Here is a 22,433-nt window from a genome sequence, read left to right on the forward strand (position 1 = left end):
CATGTTACTCACCACCTGGATTTGGTGTATTGGGGGCGGAGCCGTAGCGGGTTTATTAGCCGGCCTGCTGGGTATTGGCGGCGGTCTGGTTATTGTGCCGCTGCTCATTTATTTACTGCCTATTATTGGCGTGCCGCCGGAGTTGGTTGTGCCCAGCGCTATCGCCACCAGCTTGGCCACTATTTGTATGACAACCGCCAGTGCCTCGCGCGCGCACGCGAAGCATGGTTTGATGGAAAAGTTCTGGCTCATTCGAGTGTTGCCGGGCTTGTCTGTTGGTGCAATGACGGGCGCTTTTTTGGTGACTGTCGTTGACCCTGACTGGTTAAAAATCATTTTCTCCGTGGTGCTAATAGCACTCGCGTTTCGTATGGCGTTGCCGCAGAAAACCGGTGAGCCATTAACGTCGGTGTCCAAACGGTTAGTGGCGCTGGGCAGTTACATTATTGGTACTATTTCTGGGCTGGTTGGTATTGGCGGCGGTGCGCTGACTGTGCCGTTTTTAAGTCGCATGCGGTTGCCGGTACGCCAGGCTATTGCTATTTCCTCGCTCGGCAGCTTTGTTATCGGTTGCAGCTCGGTCGTGATGTTTATTTTAAATGGCTGGTTGTCGGGTAGGGAAACCGGCGCTCTAGGTTTAATTCACGTGCCCGCCTGGGTGGGGATTTCCGTTGCGTCGGTGTTATTCGCCCCACTGGGTGCTAAACTGGCGCACAAATTACCAGTGAAACAGTTACAGCGCGTTTTTGCGGCGTTTTTAATTCTGGTCGCTATACAACTTATTTTTAATTAACCATAAAGCAGGGAGTACAAGCAGTGCCGTCTAATGACTATTGGCAATTTCCCGCCATTGATCCTGTTCTTTTTCATATTTGGGGACCTTTGGACATTCGCTGGTATGGCCTTGCCTATATAGCGGCTTTTGCCTTCGCTTATTTTTGGGGTATGCGTCAGACCAAAACAGACCCCAACTGGAGCAAAGAAGAGTTCAGCGACCTGATGTTCTGGGGCTTTATTGGCGTTATTCTGGGTGGCCGTATTGGTTATACCTTGTTCTATCACTTTGACTACTTTATCGATAACCCGTTGTACCTGTTTTACATTCACGAAGGCGGTATGTCGTTCCACGGTGGCTTGCTGGGTGTTATTGCGGCTATGTACCTGTATGCCCGCAAAAAACAGCGCTCGTTTTTGCAGGTAGGCGACTTTGTTGCGCCGTTGGTGCCTATGGGACTATTTTTTGGACGCATTGGTAACTTTATTAACGGCGAGCTTTGGGGGCGTGCGGCAGAAGTGCCGTGGGCTATATACTTTCCCAGCGGTGGGCCAGTGCCGCGGCATCCATCGCAGCTTTACGAAGCTTTGCTTGAAGGCTTATTGCTGTTTGCCGTTATTTTGTGGTTCCAGCGCAAACCCCGTGGCGTTGGTGCGGTTAGTGGACTGTTCCTGTTAGGTTACGGCGTGGCTCGTTTCATAGTAGAGTTTTTCCGCGAACCCGATGCGCACTTAGGCCTGCTGTCTCTGGGTATGTCCATGGGGCAATGGCTGACCCTGCCAATGATCATTCTGGGTATCATTCTGATGGTGCGCGCCAAGAAACAATCGCCTACGGTCTGATGCAATAGCATCAGGCTACAGCATCAGGTACGATATAAAACATTACGCACGAGATGATTCTGCATAAAAAATGAAACAATATTTACAACTGTGCCAACGCATTGTCGACGAAGGGGTCTGGGTTAACAATGAACGTACAGGCATTAACTGCCTGACGGTCATAAACGCTGATTTAGAATACGACGTTGCCAACAACCAATTCCCGCTAATTACCACTCGGAGAAGCTATTACAAGTCGGCTATTGCTGAGCTTCTAGGGTACTTGCGAGGCTACGACAGCGCCGCCCAATTCCGTGATATTGGCTGCAAAACCTGGGACGCCAATGCCAACGAAAACCAGGCATGGTTGAATAACCCGAATCGCAAAGGCGAAGACGACATGGGACGCGTTTACGGCGTGCAGGGGCGTTCATGGCAAAAGCCGGATGGAAACCACTTAGATCAGTTGAAAAAGGTTATTAATAACCTGTCGAAAGGCATTGATGACCGTGGAGAAATCGTGACCTTCTATAACCCAGGCGAACTTGAACTGGGTTGTTTGCGTCCGTGCATGCATACCCACAACTTTTCGCTGTTAGGTGACACGTTGTATCTGACGTCGTACCAACGCAGCTGTGACGTACCTTTGGGGCTTAATTTTAATCAAATTCAGTGCTTTGTTCTTTTAGCTTTGGTGGCACAAATTACCGGTCACAAGCCAGGCAAGGCCTACCACAAGATAGTGAACGCTCACATTTACGAAAACCAGTTAGAGTTAATGCGTGATGTTCAACTGAAACGCGAACCTTTTCCATCGCCTCAGCTTCACATAAACCCAGACATTAAATCTCTGGAAGACATTGAAACCTGGGTCAGCAAAGACGATTTCACCGTCAGCGGTTACCAGTGCCACGAACCCATTAAATACCCATTCGCCGTGTAGTCTGACGCTAAGGTCAGGCTACTTCACGAAGCAATATAACAACTGGTGCATTCGCGTCAGATTGTGGCCTGCGCTAGAATAAAAGCATTCACCAATGGTCGGGAGCCTTGAACTATGACCTTAAAAGTCACTCTGTGCGATGATTCCAAAATGGCGCGTAAGCAGCTACTGCGTACGCTGCCAGATGACTGGGATGCTGAGGTTCACCAGGCGGAGCATGGCGAGCAGGCGCTGACGTGCGTGCGCGAAGGCCGTGCTGAAGTACTGTTTCTGGACTTAAACATGCCGGTAAAAGACGGTTATGAAACCCTTCAGGCAATAAAAGAAGAGCAATTAGAAACTCTGGTTATTGTCGTGTCCGGCGACATTCAGCCCGAGGCTCAAAAGCGCGTTCAGGCTCTGGGCGCTATGGCTTTTGTGAAAAAACCGATGAAGCCAGAGGACATACAAACTCTGTTGCAGCAGTTTGGTTTGTACCAACCGGCCGCCGGTCAGCTGAAACTGGCCGATGAAACATCACAGGCTCCGGCGAATCCATTGGATGTGTACCGTGAAGTATCGAACGTTGCTATGGGACAAGCCGGTGACCATTTAGCCCGGGTGCTGGATACTTTTATTGAACTGCCTGTGCCTAACGTCAATTTCATTGCTCCGTCTGAACTGCACATGGCAATAGAGTCTATCGACACAAACAAGCAGGTCGCGGCGGTAAGTCAGGGGTTTTCCGGCAGCGGTATACTGGGCGAAGCACTAACCTTGTTCAATGAGGCCTCTATTGACGATATTGGCAAGCTGTTGGGGGCTAAGTTTGGCGAGAGTGGCTCAATTAAGCAACAACGCATCGAATCGTTAATGGATGTCGCGTCCATTTTGTCCTCGGCGTGTTTAAACGGCTTAGGCCAGCAGTTGCATGTGGAATTTGCGGCTTCGCAGCCGGTGCTCCTAGGCGAACATCAGTCAATGCAGGAATTGATTAAGCACGGCGAACATCGCTGGCAGAAAATTCTTGCAATAGAAATTGGTTATCAGTTGCCGGAACACAAACTGGCCTTCGATTTACTGCTGTTATTCCCTGCCGACGCGGTGAAAATTCTTGACCAGCAGTTGGCTCATTGGCTTCAGGGAGACGACGAATGATAGACGATATGGACGAACTGCACAGCAAGCTGAGCATTTTGGGCGCTATTGATGTTGGTATTGTGGTTATTGATAACGACAATAACATTCAGATGTGGAACGAGTTTATGCAGAACCACAGCGGCCTGCGTCCGAGTGAAGTGCGCGATAAAAATTTATTTCATTGCTGTCCGGGTATCGAAAAGGTCTGGTTTCAGCGTAAAATTGACCGGGTGCGAGAGTTAAGTTCGCGGGTATTTATTACCTGGCAGCAGCGCCCTTATGTGTTTCGTTTTCGTCACAGCCGGCCAATTAGCGGCCAAAGTGAATGGATGTATCAAAACGTCACGTTAATTCCGCTTAAGAACCCGCGTGGTGAAGTGCACCAGGTGGGCATTATTATTTACGATGTGAGTGAACAACCCAGCCATGAGTGAAGCAGTACCTGATCAGCGTTTTGGCGGCGTAAGCCGTGTATACGGGCAAGCGTCGTTAACGCATTTTCAGCAGTTACACATTGTGGTCGCCGGGCTTGGCGGCGTTGGTTCCTGGGCGGTGGAAGCACTGGCGCGCACCGGCATTGGCAAGCTCACACTCATTGACTTAGACGATGTCTGCACCACCAATATTAATCGTCAGTTGCCGGCTACCGATGACACTGTTGGGCAACTCAAAACAGAAGTACTGGCACAGCGAGTGAAAAGCATTAACCCCAACTGCGAAGTAAAGGTTATTGATGACTTCTTGTTGCCGGAAAACTTTGAAGAATACTTGACCGGCGCCGATGCCGTGCTCGATGCCATAGACAGCGTTAACACCAAAGCGGCGCTGGTGGCCTGGTGTAAACGCCGCAAGCTACGCTTAGTAGTGTGTGGCGGCGCCGGTGGGCAGATAGACCCTGGCATGATCCGTGTCGGTGATTTAGCCAAAGCCAAACAAGACCCGTTACTGGCCAAAGTACGCTCACAACTGCGCCGCGACTACGGCTTCTCCAAGAACCCCAAACGTAAATGGGGCGTCGACTGTGTCTATTCCGAAGAGCAACTGCGCTATCCAATAATTTCCGGTGAGCAAGAAGGTGAAGTCACACTGCAAAAACCCGGCTCCGGCACCATGCGCATGGACTGCAGCTCCGGCTTCGGTGCCGCCATGGTGGTCACCTGCAGCTTCGCCATGCAAGCTACTGCTACGTTATTGAAGCGGTTGACATCCAAAAAATAACCTTTTGCGTGGTATAGGTTGCAAAAATAGATTTATTTGTCTATTTTGAGTGTAATATCACTCAACTTCAGGTGCTTCATGAATAGTCTGACGATACAGGCTTATTTGCAAAGCCAATGGCAGGACATAGCCATGTTAACTTTTACTGAACGAGCCGGGCGGGGAAGCGCCAAAACTGTTGCTGCGATGCAATAATAATGACGAAGTTTGGATAGATACGTTTCAAGACGGAACCAATACTCAGGACGCATTTTATCTGGTGAAATTTCCCCGGGGTCAACGAAAGCAAATTGACTGCGATATCCTGCGCGCGGAATATCACTTTTATTGCGAGCTCGAGGAAATAGGAGTTAGCACCATAGCAACCGAACAGATGAGGCTTGAAGAAGGAGATAACTTTCCGTCACTTTGGCTTCCTCGTTTCGACGTTGAAGCTGTTAATGGCGTCGTTACTCGTAAGGCTATGGAGTCTGTCTATTCAATATTAAAGCGAGCGCCCGGTGTACGTCTTCGTCATGCCGATGTAATACGTGAGTTAGTCAGCAAAATTGAAAACTCATACATGGTGAAAGAGCAGGGAGCTTATTTTAATGTAGAGGCGTTCGTAACCGAATGGGTACGGCGGGATCTATTGAATATCGCTTTTGGTAACTCGGATAATCACGGTCGCAACACGGCATTTTTCAGAGATGAAAGCGGCATAAAGCTCACTCCAATTTATGATTTTGCTCCAATGCGAGCAGACCCCGAAGGTGTACCAAGATCGACCGTTTGGGGAGAGCCAATGGAAAGCGGCGGCGAATATAACTTTAGCGCCATCTGCGAGGAGCTTTCTGACTTAATAAAACCTGAACAATTGCTCAGTGACCTGAATACGACGGCTGAGCAACTTATTGGCTTGGAAAGCAGATTAAGAAAGCGGGGCGTTCCAGACAGTATTATGACCATGCCCAAAGTCGGACTGGCAAATATTCCAGAAAAACTGAAACGCTGGGGGCTGCTATGAGCAAAAATAACCGGCTTAGCGGCGAAGAGCGAGAAGCTCTTATTGAGCGCATTGCGCTACAGCTATTACAGGGTGAAATAAGCCAGGGACAAGCGTTGCAGGAGTTTAGAAAAAAAATTACTGCAATGAATCAAAGCGACTATGCCAAGCTCACAAGAACTTCCCGAAAGACCGTTTCGGAAGTGGAAAATGACTTGGGTAATTATTCTAGTGATGTCATTAATAGACTGTTTAAGCCTTTTGGACTAAAAGTTGGCCTGGTTCCGGGATCCGCTCGGTTAAAGCGCCGTACATTGAAGGTATCGTGAGCGCGCCCGACGGTTATGGGAGCTACTGCGGAGGTGTGCAGCGCCAAGGATGGCGCTGCCCAAGCCCTACAGGGATGTATTCACGGGCGTCCTCCGCAGTAGTTACTATAACCTCAGCGCTCTCTCACGCCTCAATAACCCGCAACTTCAAGGTTTTGGCTACCTGGTACAGGCCGTTGCTGCGCGAAGGGCTTAGGGCGTTGTCGAGGCCTTCGGCGCGGTAAAAGGCGTCAATATCAAAGGCCGCTATTTCCGCTACTGAGCAGCCATCCAGCCGCTGCTGTAGCAGCGCCAGTAAGCCGCGCACAATGCGTGACTCAGAATCAAAGCGAATAACGACCGCTTGCGGGTCAGAAGTATCCAGCCACAGCCATACTTTAGCCTCGCAGCCACCCACCAGATGATCGTCATCACGACATTCCTGCGGATATTCTGGTAGACTTTTGGCTTGTTGAACTAAGTGACGAAAAAGCTGCTCCCAGCTGGCCATGTAAACTCTCCCTTACGGAAATAGAGTTTTATTCTCCCATAACTTGTGAGATCGACGCCAGTCTAGGATAATGGCAACATAATAAAAACCAACATTCAGAACATTCCAGAAAAAGGAAGGCAACATGAAGATACTTGTCGCGGTTAAGCGCGTCATTGACTACAACGTCAAGGTGCGTGTTAAACCAGATCAGTCCGATGTCGATTTGGCAAACGTCAAAATGGCACTTAACCCATTCTGTGAAATTGCGGTAGAAGAAGCCGTGCGCCTGAAAGAAGCGGGCACTGCAGACGAAGTGGTTGTTGTTTCTATTGGCCCTAAAGCGGTGCAGGAGCAGCTTCGCACCGCCTTAGCATTAGGCGCTGACCGTGCCATTCAGGTTGAAACCGACGACATGCCAGACTCTTTATCTGCTGCCAAAATCTTAAAAGGCGTCGTAGAGAAAGAAAGCCCTGACATGGTCATTCTGGGCAAACAGTCTATCGACTCAGACAACAACCAAACTGGCCAAATGCTGGGCGCCTTAACCGGTATGCCACAGGGTACTTTCGCGTCTAAAGTGGAAGTAGGCGACGGTTTTGTTAATGTCACTCGGGAAATCGACGGCGGCTTGCAAACGGTTAAGTTGAATCTTCCGGCGGTTGTCACTACCGACCTGCGCCTGAACGAGCCGCGTTACGCGTCGTTGCCAAACATTATGAAAGCTAAGCGTAAGCCGCTGGAAACCACAAGCCCGGACGAGCTGGGTGTGGAAGTTAAGCGCACTATTAAGCTGCTGAAAGTTGAAACGCCTGCTGAACGTAGTGCCGGTGTGAAAGTAGCTGACGTAGATGAGCTGGTCGACAAACTGAAAAACGAGGCGAAAGTATTATGAGCATCTTAGTGGTAGCAGAACACGACAATAACGCGGTTGATCCATCAACCCTGAAAACGTTAGCCGCTGCACAGAAAATCGGTGGCGACATCGAGGTGCTGGTTGCCGGTAAAGGGTGCTCAACCGTTGCTGAGAACGCAGCAAAAGCCGACGGCGTGAAAAAAGTCATGCTGGCCGACAATGAAGCTTACGAGCATCAATTAGCTGAAAACATCAGCGAACTGGTTGCCGATTTAGGCAAAAACTACAGCCACATTCTGGCGCCGGCCACAACCACCGGCAAAAACTTCATGCCGCGCGTTGCTGCACTACTAGACGTAGCACAGGTTTCTGACATTATCTCGGTAGAAAGCGAAGACACCTTTAAGCGTCCTATCTATGCCGGTAACGCCATTGCCACTGTGCAGTCAGAAGACAACATAAAAGTCATTACTGTTCGTGCAACGGCGTTCGATGCTGTCGCAGAAGAAGGCGGTAGCGGCGACGTTGAAAACATCGACTCGGTCTTTAACAACGACAAATCGGAATTTGTCGGCGAGCAGCTGGCAGAGTCTGAGCGTCCTGACCTGACATCGGCAGAAATCGTTATTTCTGGTGGTCGTGGTATGCAGAACGGCGAAAACTTCCACCTGCTGGAAGACGTAGCCGACAAACTAGGCGCTGCAGTGGGTGCATCACGCGCTGCGGTAGACGCGGGTTTTGTGCCAAACGACATGCAGGTTGGTCAAACCGGTAAAATTGTTGCGCCGCAGCTTTATATTGCGGTTGGCATTAGTGGTGCTATACAGCACTTAGCCGGTATGAAGGACTCTAAAGTCATTGTTGCTATCAACAAAGACGAAGAAGCGCCTATCTTCCAGGTAGCAGACTACGGATTAGTCGCCGACTTGTTCGACGTACTACCGGAATTAAACAGTAAAATTTAACTTCTATTTAGCTGTTAAAAATCGCTGCTGGCGCGCAGTTTTAGCCGTCAGTAGCGACATTTCCCCGCACTTTTTCTGACAACTTGTTATATTTTCGTGTTCATATACTTGCATATTTTTAACTCATCGGACATGATTCAGACATAACCGCCAAACAAGTTAAAAAGATTAGGTGGCTCACAATGAAAAGAAGAACAACTATGCTAAAAAAACTTCCTCTGGCTACGGCCATTGCACTGAGCTTCGCAGTACCAAGCCAGGCAGCTGACTTCGAAGTCGGCGATTATGAAATTAAATTCGATTCTATTCTGTCTTACGGCGCCTCGTGGCGTATGGAAGATCAGGCGAGCAACCTTGTACACCCGGGTAACATGGCCGGAGGCACGGCGGGCTCCAGTGTCGGCGACGACGGCAACCTGAACTTCGATAAAGGTGACTTAGTGTCATCGGTTTTTAAAGGCGTACACGATTTAAGCATTGATGGTGGCGACCACGGTGCCTTTATTCGTTTCAACTATTGGTACGACTATGTGGTTTCGGAAGAAAACATGCCGCATGGCCATGCCGGTAATAATTACTACCCTGACACCAAGTTAAACGACGATATCTTTGACAATTACTCGCAGGGCAAAGGTGTCGAATTACTCGATGCGTTCGTTTATGCCAACTTTGAATTAGGCGGCATGCCAACTAACGTACGTTTGGGGCGTCAGGTATTAAGCTGGGGCGAAAGTACCTTTGTTTTCAACGGCATTAATGACATTAACCCGTTAGACGTGAACGCATCACGCCGCCCGGGCGCTGAAGTTAAAGAAGCTTTGCTGCCGGTTGGTATGTTCAGCACCAGCATTGGTTTAACCAATACGCTGAACTTAGAAGCTTTTTACCAGTACGAGTGGGACAACACCAAGCTGGATGGCTGCGGTACTTACTTCTCAAGCGTTGATATTATCGGTGGCCCCGGTTGTGGTAAAGTGACGCTTAACCCTCAATTGATTCCAGGCGACCCAGTCGAGGGTATTCCGGGAGATCCTGACAGTTACCTAAGCGACTTTGAGTCGGTACAAGCTGGCGCTTATATTGGTAGCAATCCTGTTTTAGAAGCCTCAGACAGTGGTCAGTGGGGTGCAAACCTGCGTTACTACTCAATGGACTTAGACACAGAGTTTGGTGTTTATTACCTGAACCTGCATAACAACACGCCTATTATTTCGGCTTATAACTGGGCAGTGGATCCACGTCCGAGTGAAGAGGGTGTATCACCATTAAACCTTGGTTTTACCTGGTCCTCACCTGATAGCAACGGCTATCCAATTGATGGTCCACGGTTAGTACTTGAATACCCTGAAGACACCAGTGTTTATGGCTTGAGCTTCAGTTCAAACATTGGTTTGTGGACCATCGCGGGTGAATACAGCTACCGCGACGGTGTGCCGGTGCAAATTAATACCACTGAACTGCTCACCACGGGTCTGCGACCTAACGTGCCAAGTACGTTCTCTGACCGCTTTAATAACGTGGCCATAGGCGGTGAAGAAGTTGCACATGGCTATGACCGCTTAGATGTTAGCCAGGCTCAGGTGAGTTTTGTGCGTTTCGTTGACCGTCTGTGGGGTTCTGACCGCATGACTTTCGTGGGCGAACTGGCCATGAACAGCGTACACGACCTGCCGGGGCTTCAGGAACAGCGCTACGGACGCTTGCCGTTATACGGTAAGTGCTTAACTCAAACTGACATGAACCCGTTAATTGGTGCGGCTGAGCAAGCTGGTGAGGGAAAACTTGCTGGTTTTCTGCAAAGCCGGGTGGGCAACTGCGAAGGTTTTGCAACGTCAACGTCCTGGGGCTACCGCACCCGCTTCCAGTTTGAGTACTCAAACGTATGGCAGGGCTGGGGTCTGAACCCGACTATTCAGTTTAATCATGATGTGAATGGTTACTCGACAAACAGTAATTTCATTGAAGGTCGGAAGTCTTTGGGTCTGAATTTGGTTGCAGATTATCTGTCAACGTACAAAGTCAGCTTAGGCTACACCATGTACTCTGACGAAGAACTGGATCCGCTGTCCGACCGCGATTATGCGTCAGTTAGCTTCTCGTACGCGTTCTAGTACATTGATTCAAGGTGTGAATTACGATAAAACCGTCTCTACTGAGGCGGTTTTTTAGTTTTTGTAGTCTGACATTTATGTCAGGAACAATATCTCACCTGACATAAATGTCAGGCTCCATGCGTCAGGTTTATGCAATTTCCGGGGAGAAAAACAATGAAAAAATGGATAATAACAGCGGCTGCGCTGATGCTTTCGGGCACAGCGGCAGCCCAGGAAAAACTCCAGTTAGAAGACATCTTTACGTTGGAATACGCATCATCACCGACCATTCACCCCAGCGGCGAGTGGACGGTCTTTGTTCGTCAGTCTATGGATATAAATAACGACCGCAAAGTCGGGCGCTTATGGGCCAGCCTGCCAGACGGTGATATTCGGCCGTTAACCGGCAGCCAGGGCAGTGAAAGCCAGCCGGTATGGTCACCCAGTGGCGACCGTTTAGCTTACGTCTCAACCGAAACCGGCTCGCCGCAGGTTCATATTTATTGGGTCGACTCCGGTGACAGCGCGGCGGTTACCCAGTTAACGCAAGCACCGTCAGGCTTGAGCTGGTCACCCGATGGCAGTCAAATTGCGTTTTCCATGTTTACGCCGAAATCACAGCCTGCACCGGTCAGCTTGCCGGGCAAACCTGAGAGTGCGGACTGGACTGCTGCGCCTAAATATATCGACAAAGGCAACTATCGCTATGACGGCGGTGGTTACGCCAAAGACGGACACCAGCAAATTTACGTGATACCGGCAACCGGTGGCTCCCCACGTCAGCTAACAGACGAAGAATTTAATCACGGTGGGCAACTCTCTTGGTCGCCGGACAGTAAGCATATTTTCTTCTCGGCAAACCGTCGTGACGACGCTTTTCGCCAGCCGGTTAACAGCGAAATTTATCGTTTAACTCTAAGCAGCAAGAAAATCACGGCAATGACGGAGCGCGATGGGCCCGATGGTTCGCCAAAAGTGTCTCCAAACGGCGAAAAAATTGCTTTTACCGGTTATGACGACACCAAAATGAGCTTTCAGGCCTCTAATTTGTACGTAATGGACTTAGACGGTTCCGACGTCGAACTGCTGACTGAAGACTTAGACCGCGGCGTTACAGGCTTTGAATGGGACAGCGACAGCCAGGGTGTGTACTTTACCTACGACGACAACGGGGTCGGACAGCTGGCGCGCACCGACTTAGACGGAGAGCATAGCCAACTAACCAACAGAGTCGGCGGTCTGTCTTATGCCCGTCCATACGGCGGTGGTGACTTCAGCGTAGCCAAAGGCGACCGTTTAGCGTTCACTATCTCTAACCCAATGCGTCCTGCGGAGCTGGCACTGTGGGACGACGGTGACGTGCAACAGTTAACTCGTTTGAACGAGGACGCACTGGCGCACAAGCAATTAGCCAAAGTAGAAGAAGTTCGCTATAAATCGAGCGTTGACGGCATCGACCTGCAGGGCTGGATAGCCTACCCACCGGGTTTCGATAAAGACAAAGACTACCCGCTAATGCTGGAAATTCACGGCGGTCCGCATACCAACTATGGTCCTCGGTTTGCGGCTGAAATTCAGTTGTTCGCAGCGGCAGGCTACGTGGTGCTTTATACTAATCCGCGCGGCAGCACCAGCTACGGCTCGGACTTTGCTAATGAAATTCACCACAACTACCCCAGCCACGACTACAACGACTTAATGGACGGTGTAGACGCGGTTATCGACAAAGGCTTTATCGACAAAGACGAGCTTTACGTTACCGGTGGTAGTGGCGGCGGCGTGCTAACTGCCTGGATAGTCGGCCATACCGACCGTTTTAAAGCCGCGGTGGTGGCTAAGCCGGTCATTAACTGGTACAGCTTTGTGCTCACTGCCGATATGTATAACTTTTTCTATCAGTACTGGTTCCCGGGTCTGCCGTGGGAGAATATGGAACATTACATGAAGTATTCACCCATCAGCTACGTCGGCAATGTGACTACGCCAACCATGCTGTTAACTGGTGAAAACGACTACCGTACGCCCATGTCCGAAACCGAGCAGTATTATCAGGCACTGAAACTGAAAGGTGTGGACACCGCTATGGTGCGCATTCAGGACTCAGGCCATGGTATTTACGCGCGGCCCAGTAACCTGATGAATAAAGTCGCTTACATTCTGCATTGGTTTGAAAAATACCGGGACGAATAACTCAGGTAGACTAAGTCACCGTAGAACGTGATAAACTACGCGATATTTTTAAGTCGTCAGGTCAATAAAACGAATGAATGTTGCATTGATAACCGCCCGCGGTGGCTCGAAAGGGCTACCCGGGAAAAATATCGCGTTACTTAACGGTAAGCCGCTTATTGTCTGGACTATACTGGCTGCACAAAAAGCCGAGTCGGTTGACGCCGTTTATGTGTCGACAGAAGATGCGGCCATTGCTGAGGTCAGCAAGCAGGCCGGAGCTCAGGTTATTCCGCGGCCGGCAGAGCTGGCACAGGACGACACCAGCAGCGAACCGGTTATTGAACACGCCATTAATTACTTAAAAAAGCAGTCGCTTAAGGTTAACAGCGTAACGTTGCTGCAACCGACATCCCCTTTAAGAGCCGCACAGCATATTGACGAAGCCTACCGTATTTATGCGGACAGCGACGCCAACTGTGTTTTAAGTGTTATTGAACCGGCACATTCTGCTGCGAAAGCTTACAAATTGAATTCAGACGGGTCTTTATCGGGCCTTTTGAGTCTGGACGCGCCTTATATGCGCCGTCAGGACCTTCCTCGTACCGTTCATCCCAACGGTGCCATTTATATATTTAGTACAGCAGCCTTTGAAGCTGGGGGCGGTATTCCGCGCCAAAATGTCTACCCTTACATTATGAGCGAAGAGGCGTCTGTCGACATTGACAGAGCAAGTGACCTGCAACTTGCCGAACAGATTATGGAGAAAGCGCAACATGGCTAACACCCCGGAAAAACACCCAGTAATGAAAATTGGCTCGCGCGAAATTGGTTACGACCACGACCCGGTTGTGGTGGCTGAAATAGGCATTAACCACGAAGGCAGCCTGAAAACCGCTTATGAAATGGTCGACGCAGCTGTCTCTGCGGGCGCTGAAATTATTAAGCACCAGACGCACGTGGTTGAAGACGAAATGAGTGCCGACGCGAAGAAAGTCATTCCGGGTAATGCCGATGTGTCTATCTACGAAATTATAGAGCGTTGCGCGCTGAACGAAGAAGACGAAACCAAGCTGAAAGAATACGTCGAAAGTAAAGGCGCCATATTCATCAGTACGCCGTTTTCACGCGCCGCCGCCGAGCGTTTAGAGCGTATGGGTGTTGAAGGCTACAAAATTGGCTCCGGAGAATGTAACAACTATCCGTTGCTGGAGCTTGTGGCGTCGTACAAAAAGCCGATTATTCTCAGCACCGGCATGAACGACATTCCGTCTATTGCTAAAGCGGTAGATATTTTCCGAAAGCACGGCGTGCAGTATGCCCTGTTGCATTGCACTAACGTGTACCCAACACCGGATAACCTGATCCGTTTAGGTGCCATGAACCAGTTGCAGGACGCTTTTGACGACGCGGTTGTTGGTTTGTCTGACCACAGCATTGATAACCTCGCCTGCCTGGGGGCTGTAGCCGTTGGTGCCTCTATTCTGGAACGCCACTTTACTGACCACAAACAGCGTACCGGGCCGGACATTAACTGCTCTATGGACACCGAAGAGTGTCGTTCGCTCATTCAGGAGTCAAAGCGCATGAAAGCCATGCGTGGCGGCCAGAAAGGCGCGGTAGCTGAAGAGCAGGTGACCATCGACTTTGCTTACGCCAGCGTAGTCACCATTAAGCCCATTAAAAAAGGCGAAACCTTTAGTCAGGACAATTTATGGGTTAAGCGTCCGGGAACTGGCCAGTTTCTGGCCGACGACTACGAAAACTTAATGGGTAAAACCGCCGCTCAAGACATAGAAAACGATGTTCAATTGCGCTCCGAGGATGTTCAGTAATGAAAAAAAGGTGCTTTTCGTAACCGGTACCCGTGCCGACTTTGGCAAACTGAAAAGTTTAATTGAAGTCACCGATAAAGCGGATGACTTTGAAGTTCAGCTGTTTATTACCGGCATGCACATGATGTCCCGCTACGGCATGACTTCCATAGAAGTCGAGCGCCTGAAAATAGCCTCGAGCTATAAGTACATTAATCAGACCAAAAACGACACCATGGACGTGGTTCTGGCGAAAACCATTACCGGTTTGTCGGACTACATTCACGAGAATAACCCGGACGTTATTGTGGTTCACGGCGACCGGGTAGAAGCCATGGCTGGTGCCATTGTGGGTAGCCTGAACAACATTCTGGTTGCCCATATTGAAGGCGGCGAGGTGTCGGGTACCATTGACGAGCTTATCCGTCATTCCATATCCAAAATGGCGCACACGCACTTTGTGTCCAACAGCGAAGCGCAGGAGCGACTGGTGCAGCTGGGCGAGGCTAAGTCGTCCATTTTTACCATCGGCTCGCCCGACCTCGATGTGATGAATTCACCGAATTTGCCGTCGTTGGACACGGTAAAAGAAAAGTACGACATTGCGTTTAAAGACTACTCGGTGTTTATGTACCATCCGGTGACCACCGAGCTTGAGTCGCTGGAGTCGAACATCAAGTCGACTGTTGATGCCATGCTGGAAAGTGATGAAAACTTTGTGGTGGTGTACCCCAATAACGACCACGGCACCGACACCATTCTGGCGGAGCTAAAACGCTGCGAGAACCATCCGCGTTTCCGCATTTACCCCAGTATTCGGTTCGAATACTTTTTGGTGCTGTTGAAAAACGCCAATATGATCATCGGTAATTCAAGCGCGGGTGTTCGCGAAGCGCCGTTTTACGGCATACCCACCATTAACCTGGGCAGCAGACAGCAAAGCCGGGCTACAGCCGGGTCTATCTTAAATGTGGAAGAACAGACGCCGGCCATTTTAGAGGCCATAAAAACCTTTAAAACCAAACGCTTTGAGCCATCGTCAGAATTTGGTGAGGGCAATAGCGCCGAGGGTTTTATCAGTACCTTGCGCTTGGAAGCGTTCTGGGCAATATCCAAACAAAAAGTTTTTGTAGACTGGGACAAACGTGAAAAAAGTTAATTACTATTTTATTTCATCGCCGCTGCACCTGCTGTTCAGTGTCACCACGGCCCTGAGTCATAAAGACGACATTAATGTTGCGGTTATCGATTATTACCTTGAAAGCAATCGTCTGTTATTTACGCAGGCGCTGGAAAACAGCTCTATTTTTGAAACCGTTATTAGCTTCAGCGATGCGCACATAAAAAGTAAGCTCAGTAAGCGTAAAGCACGGCTGAAAAGGCTGGCCGATCTGGTTGAAGAAATGCCTCCGTCACGGGTTTATACCGGCTCCGATCGTAGTGTCGAGTTTCAATACACCATGCATCTGGCGAACCGGGGTAAAAACAGTGCTGAAGGCCATTATCTGGATGAAGGAACCCAAACCTATCTGGGCCACCGGCACATGCACAGCTTCGTGCACAACTACGTCGACCCTTTATTGAAGAAGCTGGCTTACGGCATGTGGTGGAGCAGCCCGCAAATGATAGGTGCGTCTAAGTGGATATCGACCATTCACGCTACCTTCCCGGAGCTGATACACCCAGTTTTGCGGAACAAGAACGTTGAGCCTATTTCAAAAGCGGCGTTTAAACTGCCCGAGTTCGATGAGTTTAATAAGAACTTGCTGGCGTTGGCAGATATCGACATAGAGCCGTTAAAGAATGTCGATTACGTTATTATATTAACGGGTGATTCCTTCTATAAAGACGTGAATGAACACCTCGACAGAATGGTGGATATTTTCAGCCGCAAAACCGAGAAAAGCCGTATTGCGTTAAAAGCTCACCCGCGGTCAAACTATATTGAGCACTTTAAACAAAAGCACCCGGAGCTGGTGCATATTGACAATCGGGTTGGGTTTGAACTGCTGCTACCGCAGTTTCCCGAGTCCTGTACTTATGTCGGCGATGTCAGCTCAACTCTGTTTACCATCCGTTGGTTGAGCAACAAACAGAATGTAATAGCCGTGAAGCTAGAGCAGAAAACCCCCGAACATTTTTCAGCACCACTGGCTAAATTACTAAGCGAAGTCGACGTAAAACAGTTGAGTTATCAGGAATTGTAGCCTGACACAAAACAAAGGAAGAAGATCATGCCCTGGAGCACTCTTTTAGCCGAAGAAAAGCAGAAGCCTTATTTTCAGAAGCTGTGGCAGCGCGTAGAGCAGGCGCGGCAGGACACCCTGGTGTACCCGCCGAAAGAGGATGTTTTTAACGCGATGAAGCTGACCGACCCGGAAAACATCAAAGTGGTTATTCTGGGGCAGGACCCCTACCACGGTCCCGGGCAAGCGCACGGTTTGAGTTTTTCCGTACCTGAGGGCGTAAAGTTTCCGCCGTCGCTGCGCAACATGTTTAAAGCCATCGCCATAGACTACCCGGATGCGGAATTGCCCCAGCATGGCGACTTAACCCATTGGGCCGAGCAGGGCGTGTTGCTGCTGAATACAGTACTTACGGTAGAGCAGGGCAACGCACACAGCCATGCCAGCTGGGGCTGGGAAACCTTTACGGACACCGTTATAAAGAGAGTGTCGGAAGCGACCGATCATGTGGTGTTTTTGCTCTGGGGCGCCCACGCGCAGAAAAAAATACCGCTTATTGACGGCAATAAACACTGCATACTGACCGCACCGCACCCGTCGCCGCTGTCAGCGCATCGCGGGTTCTTCGACGCCAACCATTTCCGCAAAACCAACGACTATTTACAGCAGCACGGACGCCAACCCATACGGTGGGTATAACCGGCCTCAACTGGTATACCCAAGATCACACAAAGCGCTGCAGCAGCTTGGCAACCATGGGGTGTTCGAACGGGCGCTTCAGAGTTATGGCGTAAAAATGTTCGAACACATTGGGCAGGGTTAAATAGCGCTTCAATTGCCCGCTGGTCAACTCGTCCCGAACCACAACGTCCGGAATCACCGCCAGCGCGCCGGTATCCCTGGCTAACAGGCGCAGCATCGCCATATCGTCGGCTTCGGCCAGCACCCGCGGTTGCCAGTTGTATTCCGCACTGAGCATATCGAATGCCGCCCGCAGCGGCATGTTTTCCGGCGGCAACACCCAGTTATTGTCACGCAAAGCCGCGTCGGTTAACTGTTCTATGTCGCGCCCCAGTGGCCCAATAATCGACACCGGCTGCCGCGCCAGTAAGCGGCTTTGCCACAGTTGCTTATCGCTGCCGCGCACACTGGTATTGGCCAGCGCAATATCAATTTGGTGATCCGCCAGCTCGTTAAATAACTGGTCGGGTGTCATCGAATGCAGCCGGTACTGAACATCCTGCTGGTGTATCAACTCATGAATAAAAGCTTCCACAAAGTTACGCGACATGGTCGAGGCATGACCAATGCGCACAACCAAATCACTGCCCTCCATGCCTTGCTTTAGTTGGTTAACCAGGTTTTCACCTTCGTGAAAAATGCGGTCGGCATACTGGCGCGCAATGTACCCGGCCTGAGTCAGTACTAACTTACGGCCTGTGCGCTCAAACAGTGGCGTACCCAGCCACTCTTCCAATTGCTTTATTTGCGCCGACAACGCCGACTGCGACACATGAAGCTTCTGTGCTGTTTGGGTTAAATGCCCGTTTTCTGCCACGTGCCAAAAGTAATAAAGGTGTTTATAATTCATCGGGCTTACCAACCGTTCACTTAAAACGAATGAATTTATAGTTTATATCTATTTTACTTAACATCAAGCCAGCGCCCATAATTGCTCCAAACAAGACACACGAGGCGCATTCATGGCGGAATGGTTGACACTATCGGGCATACGACCGGTTTTACTGGTGCTGGTTGCAGTATTAGCGTGGGTTGTTACGCGCTACGCCTTTAGAAACTTTCGGCTGGACCCGCGCCGCCGCGCATTCGTCACCAAGCTGGTTGGCTGTCTTATAGCGGTCTTCATTCTTATTGTCAGCAATAACCTTATTGTGTTTTTCGCCGCCTGGATGGCAATAAGCCTGCAGCTGCACAGCCTGCTCATGTTTTACCCCGAACGCGACCGCGCCGTACTGGCGGCCCATAAAAAATTCATTCTGGCACGCTGCTCTGAGACCTTCCTTGGCACGGCCTTTATTATTATGTACTTAACAACCGGCAGTCTGCAGCTGGACACGTCTTTGCAGCAGTTCGGCACTGCCCCTGCGCACCTCTCTCAGCACATTGCCGCGCTGTGCCTGGTTATGGCGGCACTGATTAAATGCGCTCAGCTACCCTTGCACGGCTGGCTTATTCAGGTGGTTGAAGCGCCGACCCCGGTTTCTGCTTTACTGCATGCCGGCATTATTAACTTGGGTGGTTTTTTGCTGCTGGCAACGGTACCGCTGTGGAGCAACAGTGCACCGGCGGTGTGGCTGCTGTGTCTGGTATCGGCGGCGTCCTGCTGCTTTGCCGCGCTTATTATGGCTACCCGCATTAGTATAAAAGTGCGCTTAGCCTGGTCTACCAGCGCGCAAATGGGGCTTATGCTGCTGGAAATTGGTCTGGGTTATTACGACTTAGCCCTACTGCATCTGGTGGCGCACTCGGTGTACAAAGCCCATGCGTTTTTGTCGGTAAGCGAGGTGGCAATAATAAAGCAGCCCAAGGCCCGTTCACTGTGGCGTATTGGCATTGTCTTTATCGCGTTTCAGGGCATTATTGCCGCCGCCTGCTGGTGGTTTCTGGGTACCCCAAAATGGCTTCCTTCGGCGTTACTGGCTATGGCACTCACCACCTTATGGATGAACCTGCATCAGAAGCTGCTGCGAATTGCAGTATCGGCGTTAACTGTCGTGGTTTATCTTTTGCTGGGTGCGCTGGCGCATCAGGTTATTGAGCCGCAGCCACCGTTCAGCAGTGTCTGGCTGGAGCCTGCTGTAACCCTTATGTTCAACGCCTTTGCCTTTACTTACTGGCTGGTGCATCACACGCCGTCGCACCGGCTTAGCCAGCGCTGGTTTATTACCTTAAACGCCGGGTTGTATCTCGACGAATGGTTAACGCGGCTGGTGCTGTGGCTCTGGCCCAGTCACCCCATTCACTACTACCAGCGGCAGGATCGCATTCAGCGGGAGAAACACTCATGAGCACAGCGAATCGTTTGGCGACTATTGCCGGGCAGGTGAGTAAAGCTATTGCGCCGCAATGGCCGTTGTCTCAGTGGATAGCGGTTAATCCCTTCTGGCATTACCGCCAGCAGCCGGTAGCCGGAGTTGCCGCACATTGGCGTTACAGCGCCGGGACACGTTTGCTCATGAGCCCGGACTTTTACTGGCAACAATGGCAGCAAAACCGAATAGACGCCGCGCTGGTCACGAAAAAAATGGTAAACGAGCTGGAGCAGCGCGCCCTGCTAAAAGCGCAGTTGCCGCAATGGCGTAACCTCAGTCAGTTGGTGGACAAATACACGCGCCGTCGCCGCAAAATGCGCTGGAACGACGAAGTGGTGCTGCAAATTAGCCAAACCTGTGGCTTATTTATGCAGTTTCCAACCCGTTTTCAGCAGGCTGGCAAAGACAGTTCGTTGTATCAGCATTGGCTGACTATTTCGCGTGCCGATCGCGGCATTGAAACCTTAATGGACGAGGCCGAACTCAACGAGTTATTCGCACAATTGCCGGACGACCCGCACACGCTTATGCAAGTGTGCCATGACAACTTTTTAAGTGACGCGTCAGATTACGCCCTTCGCTGTTACAGCCAGGCGCTTATCAGTGACTTATGGGGCTGGGCCGCGGCATTTTCGTATCAGGACGCCCGTCAGGACAGCCAGTGGGTATTCGAGCTGCTGTGCATTCGGCTGGCCTGGGAATACATTCTGTGGCAACTGGCTGAGCGCACCAATACTAAGGTTTATCAGCAGCTGCAGCAGGCGCTTAGCGCACAAATTGAAAATTGTGAAGGGCAGGTGGCTCATATTGAGCAGCACAATAGCTTATTGTGGCAGTGGCAGGCGGCTTACGAACGCTCGCAGCTAAACAGGTTGCAGTTTAAGCCCGACACGGCAGAAGAGAACAACACGCCACATCTGCAAGCGGTGTTCTGTATCGACGTGCGTTCAGAGCGTTACCGTCGCGCGCTTGAGCGGGCCGGAAAAAGCCTGGGTAGCTACGTACAAAGCAAAGGCTTTGCCGGGTTTTTCGGTGTACCGCTGGCCATTCAGCGAAAAAAACGCGATACGCCTCATGTTCCGGGGCTACTGCAACCGGCGTACTACATTAAAGCACCAGCGCGTCGGCAATCGGTTGGTTCCTTATTAAGCAATATGTTCAATGCGCCGGTCTCCATGTTCAGTGGCGTTGAGGCGCTGGGCTTAAGTAAACTGAAGTCCTTAATCACCGGTGTGCCCGGACAACTGGCTACGGCTAATAATGCGTACATTGCCGACGGCAGCATTTGTGAGCACAACGGCGAGGCGCCAATGGAGTCGCTGGTCAATATATGCCAGCAGGCTCTGGCGGGAATGCAGTTTACTCAATTTGCGAAGCATATTGTGCTGGTCGGGCATGGCTCGCATCATAGTAACAACGCTCAACGCGCCGGTCTTAACTGTGGTGCCTGCGGCGGGCAAACCGGTGCGTTAAGTGCCCGGGTGTTAGTACGGCTGCTTAACAACCAGGATATTCGTGAGCATTTGAGCGAGCGGGGCGTCGCTATTCCCGAATCGACTCAGTTCCATTCGGCCATGCACGAAACCGTCACCGACGAGGTTATCTGGTTATCCAATACCGTGCCGGACAGCGTCAAACAAGTGTTCCGCGCAGCAACGGAACAGCTAACCCAAGCCAGTGGCGAGTCAGAAAAAGATCGCAAAACACGCTCCGGCCACTGGGCTGAACTACGCCCGGAGTGGGGGCTGGCTGACAACAACGTCTTATTTTTCGGACAGTCTGAGCGGTTAACCTCTGCTGAAACTATCGGCAGTAACTTTTTGCACGACTACAACAGTATCAATGACCCTGACGGAGAGCTGCTGGCTCAGCTTATGAGCGCGCCGGGCCTCGTTGCTAACTGGATAAACTGGCAGTACTACTGCTCAGTAACCGAGCCCAAACAACTGGGTAGCGGCAATAAATTGCTGCATAACCGGGTAGCCAACGACATTGGTGTTTTTGAAGGTAACGGTGGTGACTTGCGTCAGGGGCTGGCCTGGCAGTCAGTGCATAACGGTAGCGACTTTGTGCACCGGCCTATGCGGCTGCAGGTTATTGTCGAAGCCGACGAAGCCACCATTCAGCGGGCGCTGGCCAGGGCTGTCGCTTTTAACGAACTCTTTGAACAACAGTGGATCAATCTGCATCGACTGAACGCGCGAGGTGAACTATGTCCAGTGGCAACACCAGTAACAGCAAAATGACAGCGACAACCTGCCGTACCCTGAAAGCTTTTTATGACTGCGTGCGCTCGCGGCCGTTTAACCAGCCCTTCGCCCTGCGCTACAACGACGGCAGCATCGACCACGGGCTAAACTCCGAAGAAGCCGCTAAAGAAAGCCTGCGCGCGCACCACAACCCCTACCTCGAACAACCGGTTGTTGTTGAGTGGTAGTAGCCTGATATGTCGCTCCTATCACTAATGCGACTTATCTATGGAGTATATTAAAACGTAAATTTTAAAATTTGTGTTTTCTTTGTTTTTTTACTATATTTAAATTCAATTGTTCGCTTTGGATAACAGTAATGGCAAGGGTTAGAGTACCACCTTCTATGGAAAAACTATTTTCAGAATTTCCACCTGAGGCGGTTTTTA

The 22,433-nt window shown here is 50.5% G+C and carries 22 protein-coding genes; 20 read left to right on the forward strand and 2 right to left on the reverse strand.

Features of this window, described 5'->3' with window-relative positions; all coding sequences use genetic code 11:
- Position 1 precedes the first annotated feature (1 nt).
- From U0358_RS02635 to U0358_RS02670, 8 genes are all read left to right on the forward strand, one after another.
- Entirely contained in the window at positions 2-793 is a 792-nt protein-coding gene (locus U0358_RS02635) for a sulfite exporter TauE/SafE family protein (protein ID WP_322406916.1), read from the forward strand.
- 23 nt (positions 794-816) lie between these two features.
- Positions 817-1,617 (forward strand): prolipoprotein diacylglyceryl transferase, encoded by an 801-nt coding sequence (lgt, locus tag U0358_RS02640; RefSeq protein WP_322406917.1) that lies wholly within the window; start codon positions 817-819, stop codon positions 1,615-1,617.
- Between the two features lie 70 nt (positions 1,618-1,687).
- Positions 1,688-2,539 (forward strand): thymidylate synthase, encoded by an 852-nt coding sequence (locus U0358_RS02645; RefSeq protein ID WP_322406918.1) that lies wholly within the window; start codon positions 1,688-1,690, stop codon positions 2,537-2,539.
- Between the two features lie 114 nt (positions 2,540-2,653).
- On the forward strand, positions 2,654-3,676 hold the full coding sequence (locus tag U0358_RS02650; protein ID WP_317497926.1) for a response regulator: 1,023 nt from the start codon (positions 2,654-2,656) through the stop codon (positions 3,674-3,676).
- Positions 3,673-4,092 (forward strand): PAS domain-containing protein, encoded by a 420-nt coding sequence (locus U0358_RS02655; protein ID WP_322406919.1) that lies wholly within the window; start codon positions 3,673-3,675, stop codon positions 4,090-4,092. Before U0358_RS02650 ends, U0358_RS02655 begins: the two co-directional genes overlap by 4 nt.
- A complete protein-coding gene (gene tcdA, locus U0358_RS02660) occupies positions 4,085-4,876 on the forward strand; it encodes a tRNA cyclic N6-threonylcarbamoyladenosine(37) synthase TcdA (RefSeq protein ID WP_322406920.1) in 792 nt (263 codons plus the stop codon). Before U0358_RS02655 ends, tcdA begins: the two co-directional genes overlap by 8 nt.
- Before the next feature lie 178 nt (positions 4,877-5,054).
- Positions 5,055-5,882, forward strand: a complete 828-nt coding sequence (locus U0358_RS02665; RefSeq protein ID WP_322406921.1) for a HipA domain-containing protein — start codon at positions 5,055-5,057, stop codon at positions 5,880-5,882.
- Positions 5,879-6,190 carry a hypothetical protein gene (locus U0358_RS02670; RefSeq protein ID WP_322406922.1) on the forward strand — a complete coding sequence of 104 codons (312 nt, stop codon included), beginning with the start codon at positions 5,879-5,881 and terminating at the stop codon, positions 6,188-6,190. Before U0358_RS02665 ends, U0358_RS02670 begins: the two co-directional genes overlap by 4 nt.
- 124 nt (positions 6,191-6,314) lie before the next feature.
- Here the strand turns inward: U0358_RS02670 and U0358_RS02675 are convergent, their stop codons facing one another.
- A complete protein-coding gene (locus U0358_RS02675; protein WP_322406923.1) occupies positions 6,315-6,680 on the reverse strand; it encodes a SufE family protein in 366 nt (121 codons plus the stop codon).
- Positions 6,681-6,804: 124 nt separating this feature from the next.
- Here U0358_RS02675 and U0358_RS02680 point away from each other — a divergent pair, with 124 nt between their 5' ends.
- From U0358_RS02680 to ung, 9 genes are all read left to right on the forward strand, one after another.
- On the forward strand, positions 6,805-7,554 hold the full coding sequence (locus tag U0358_RS02680; protein ID WP_322406924.1) for an electron transfer flavoprotein subunit beta/FixA family protein: 750 nt from the start codon (positions 6,805-6,807) through the stop codon (positions 7,552-7,554).
- Positions 7,551-8,480, forward strand: coding sequence for an electron transfer flavoprotein subunit alpha/FixB family protein (locus tag U0358_RS02685; RefSeq protein ID WP_322406925.1), 930 nt, complete (start codon positions 7,551-7,553; stop codon positions 8,478-8,480). The genes U0358_RS02680 and U0358_RS02685 overlap by 4 nt, the downstream gene beginning before the upstream one ends.
- A 182-nt stretch (positions 8,481-8,662) precedes the next feature.
- Positions 8,663-10,591, forward strand: a complete 1,929-nt coding sequence (locus tag U0358_RS02690) for a DUF1302 domain-containing protein (protein ID WP_322406926.1) — start codon at positions 8,663-8,665, stop codon at positions 10,589-10,591.
- A gap of 156 nt (positions 10,592-10,747) precedes the next feature.
- Complete coding sequence (locus U0358_RS02695; RefSeq protein WP_322406927.1) at positions 10,748-12,763, forward strand: S9 family peptidase; 2,016 nt, start codon at positions 10,748-10,750, stop codon at positions 12,761-12,763.
- A gap of 73 nt (positions 12,764-12,836) precedes the next feature.
- Positions 12,837-13,526 carry an acylneuraminate cytidylyltransferase family protein gene (locus tag U0358_RS02700; protein ID WP_322406928.1) on the forward strand — a complete coding sequence of 230 codons (690 nt, stop codon included), beginning with the start codon at positions 12,837-12,839 and terminating at the stop codon, positions 13,524-13,526.
- Entirely contained in the window at positions 13,519-14,577 is a 1,059-nt protein-coding gene (gene neuB, locus U0358_RS02705; RefSeq protein ID WP_322406929.1) for an N-acetylneuraminate synthase, read from the forward strand. The genes U0358_RS02700 and neuB overlap by 8 nt, the downstream gene beginning before the upstream one ends.
- 10 nt (positions 14,578-14,587) lie before the next feature.
- Complete coding sequence (gene neuC, locus U0358_RS02710) at positions 14,588-15,715, forward strand: UDP-N-acetylglucosamine 2-epimerase (RefSeq protein WP_322406930.1); 1,128 nt, start codon at positions 14,588-14,590, stop codon at positions 15,713-15,715.
- On the forward strand, positions 15,702-16,763 hold the full coding sequence (locus U0358_RS02715; protein ID WP_322406932.1) for a polysialyltransferase family glycosyltransferase: 1,062 nt from the start codon (positions 15,702-15,704) through the stop codon (positions 16,761-16,763). The genes neuC and U0358_RS02715 overlap by 14 nt, the downstream gene beginning before the upstream one ends.
- A gap of 27 nt (positions 16,764-16,790) precedes the next feature.
- The gene (gene ung, locus U0358_RS02720) at positions 16,791-17,441 is read left to right on the forward strand and encodes a uracil-DNA glycosylase (RefSeq protein WP_322406933.1); all 651 of its coding nucleotides are present in this window, start codon (positions 16,791-16,793) and stop codon (positions 17,439-17,441) included.
- A gap of 25 nt (positions 17,442-17,466) precedes the next feature.
- On the opposite strand, the gene U0358_RS02725 is transcribed toward ung, so the two are convergent.
- Complete coding sequence (locus U0358_RS02725; RefSeq protein ID WP_322406935.1) at positions 17,467-18,333, reverse strand: LysR family transcriptional regulator; 867 nt, start codon at positions 18,331-18,333, stop codon at positions 17,467-17,469.
- A 112-nt stretch (positions 18,334-18,445) separates the two neighbouring features.
- Between U0358_RS02725 and U0358_RS02730 the strand changes: the two genes are divergently transcribed.
- The 3 genes from U0358_RS02730 to U0358_RS02740 are packed head-to-tail and all read left to right on the forward strand — an operon-like array spanning position 18,446 to position 22,232.
- Positions 18,446-19,771 carry an NADH-quinone oxidoreductase subunit L gene (locus U0358_RS02730; RefSeq protein WP_322406936.1) on the forward strand — a complete coding sequence of 442 codons (1,326 nt, stop codon included), beginning with the start codon at positions 18,446-18,448 and terminating at the stop codon, positions 19,769-19,771.
- Complete coding sequence (locus tag U0358_RS02735; protein ID WP_322406937.1) at positions 19,768-22,041, forward strand: DUF2309 domain-containing protein; 2,274 nt, start codon at positions 19,768-19,770, stop codon at positions 22,039-22,041. Before U0358_RS02730 ends, U0358_RS02735 begins: the two co-directional genes overlap by 4 nt.
- Positions 22,008-22,232, forward strand: coding sequence for a hypothetical protein (locus U0358_RS02740; protein WP_322406938.1), 225 nt, complete (start codon positions 22,008-22,010; stop codon positions 22,230-22,232). The genes U0358_RS02735 and U0358_RS02740 overlap by 34 nt, the downstream gene beginning before the upstream one ends.
- Positions 22,233-22,433 lie beyond the last annotated feature (201 nt).

This window comes from Idiomarina sp. PL1-037 (assembly GCF_034422975.1).
Lineage (GTDB): Bacteria > Pseudomonadota > Gammaproteobacteria > Enterobacterales > Alteromonadaceae > Idiomarina.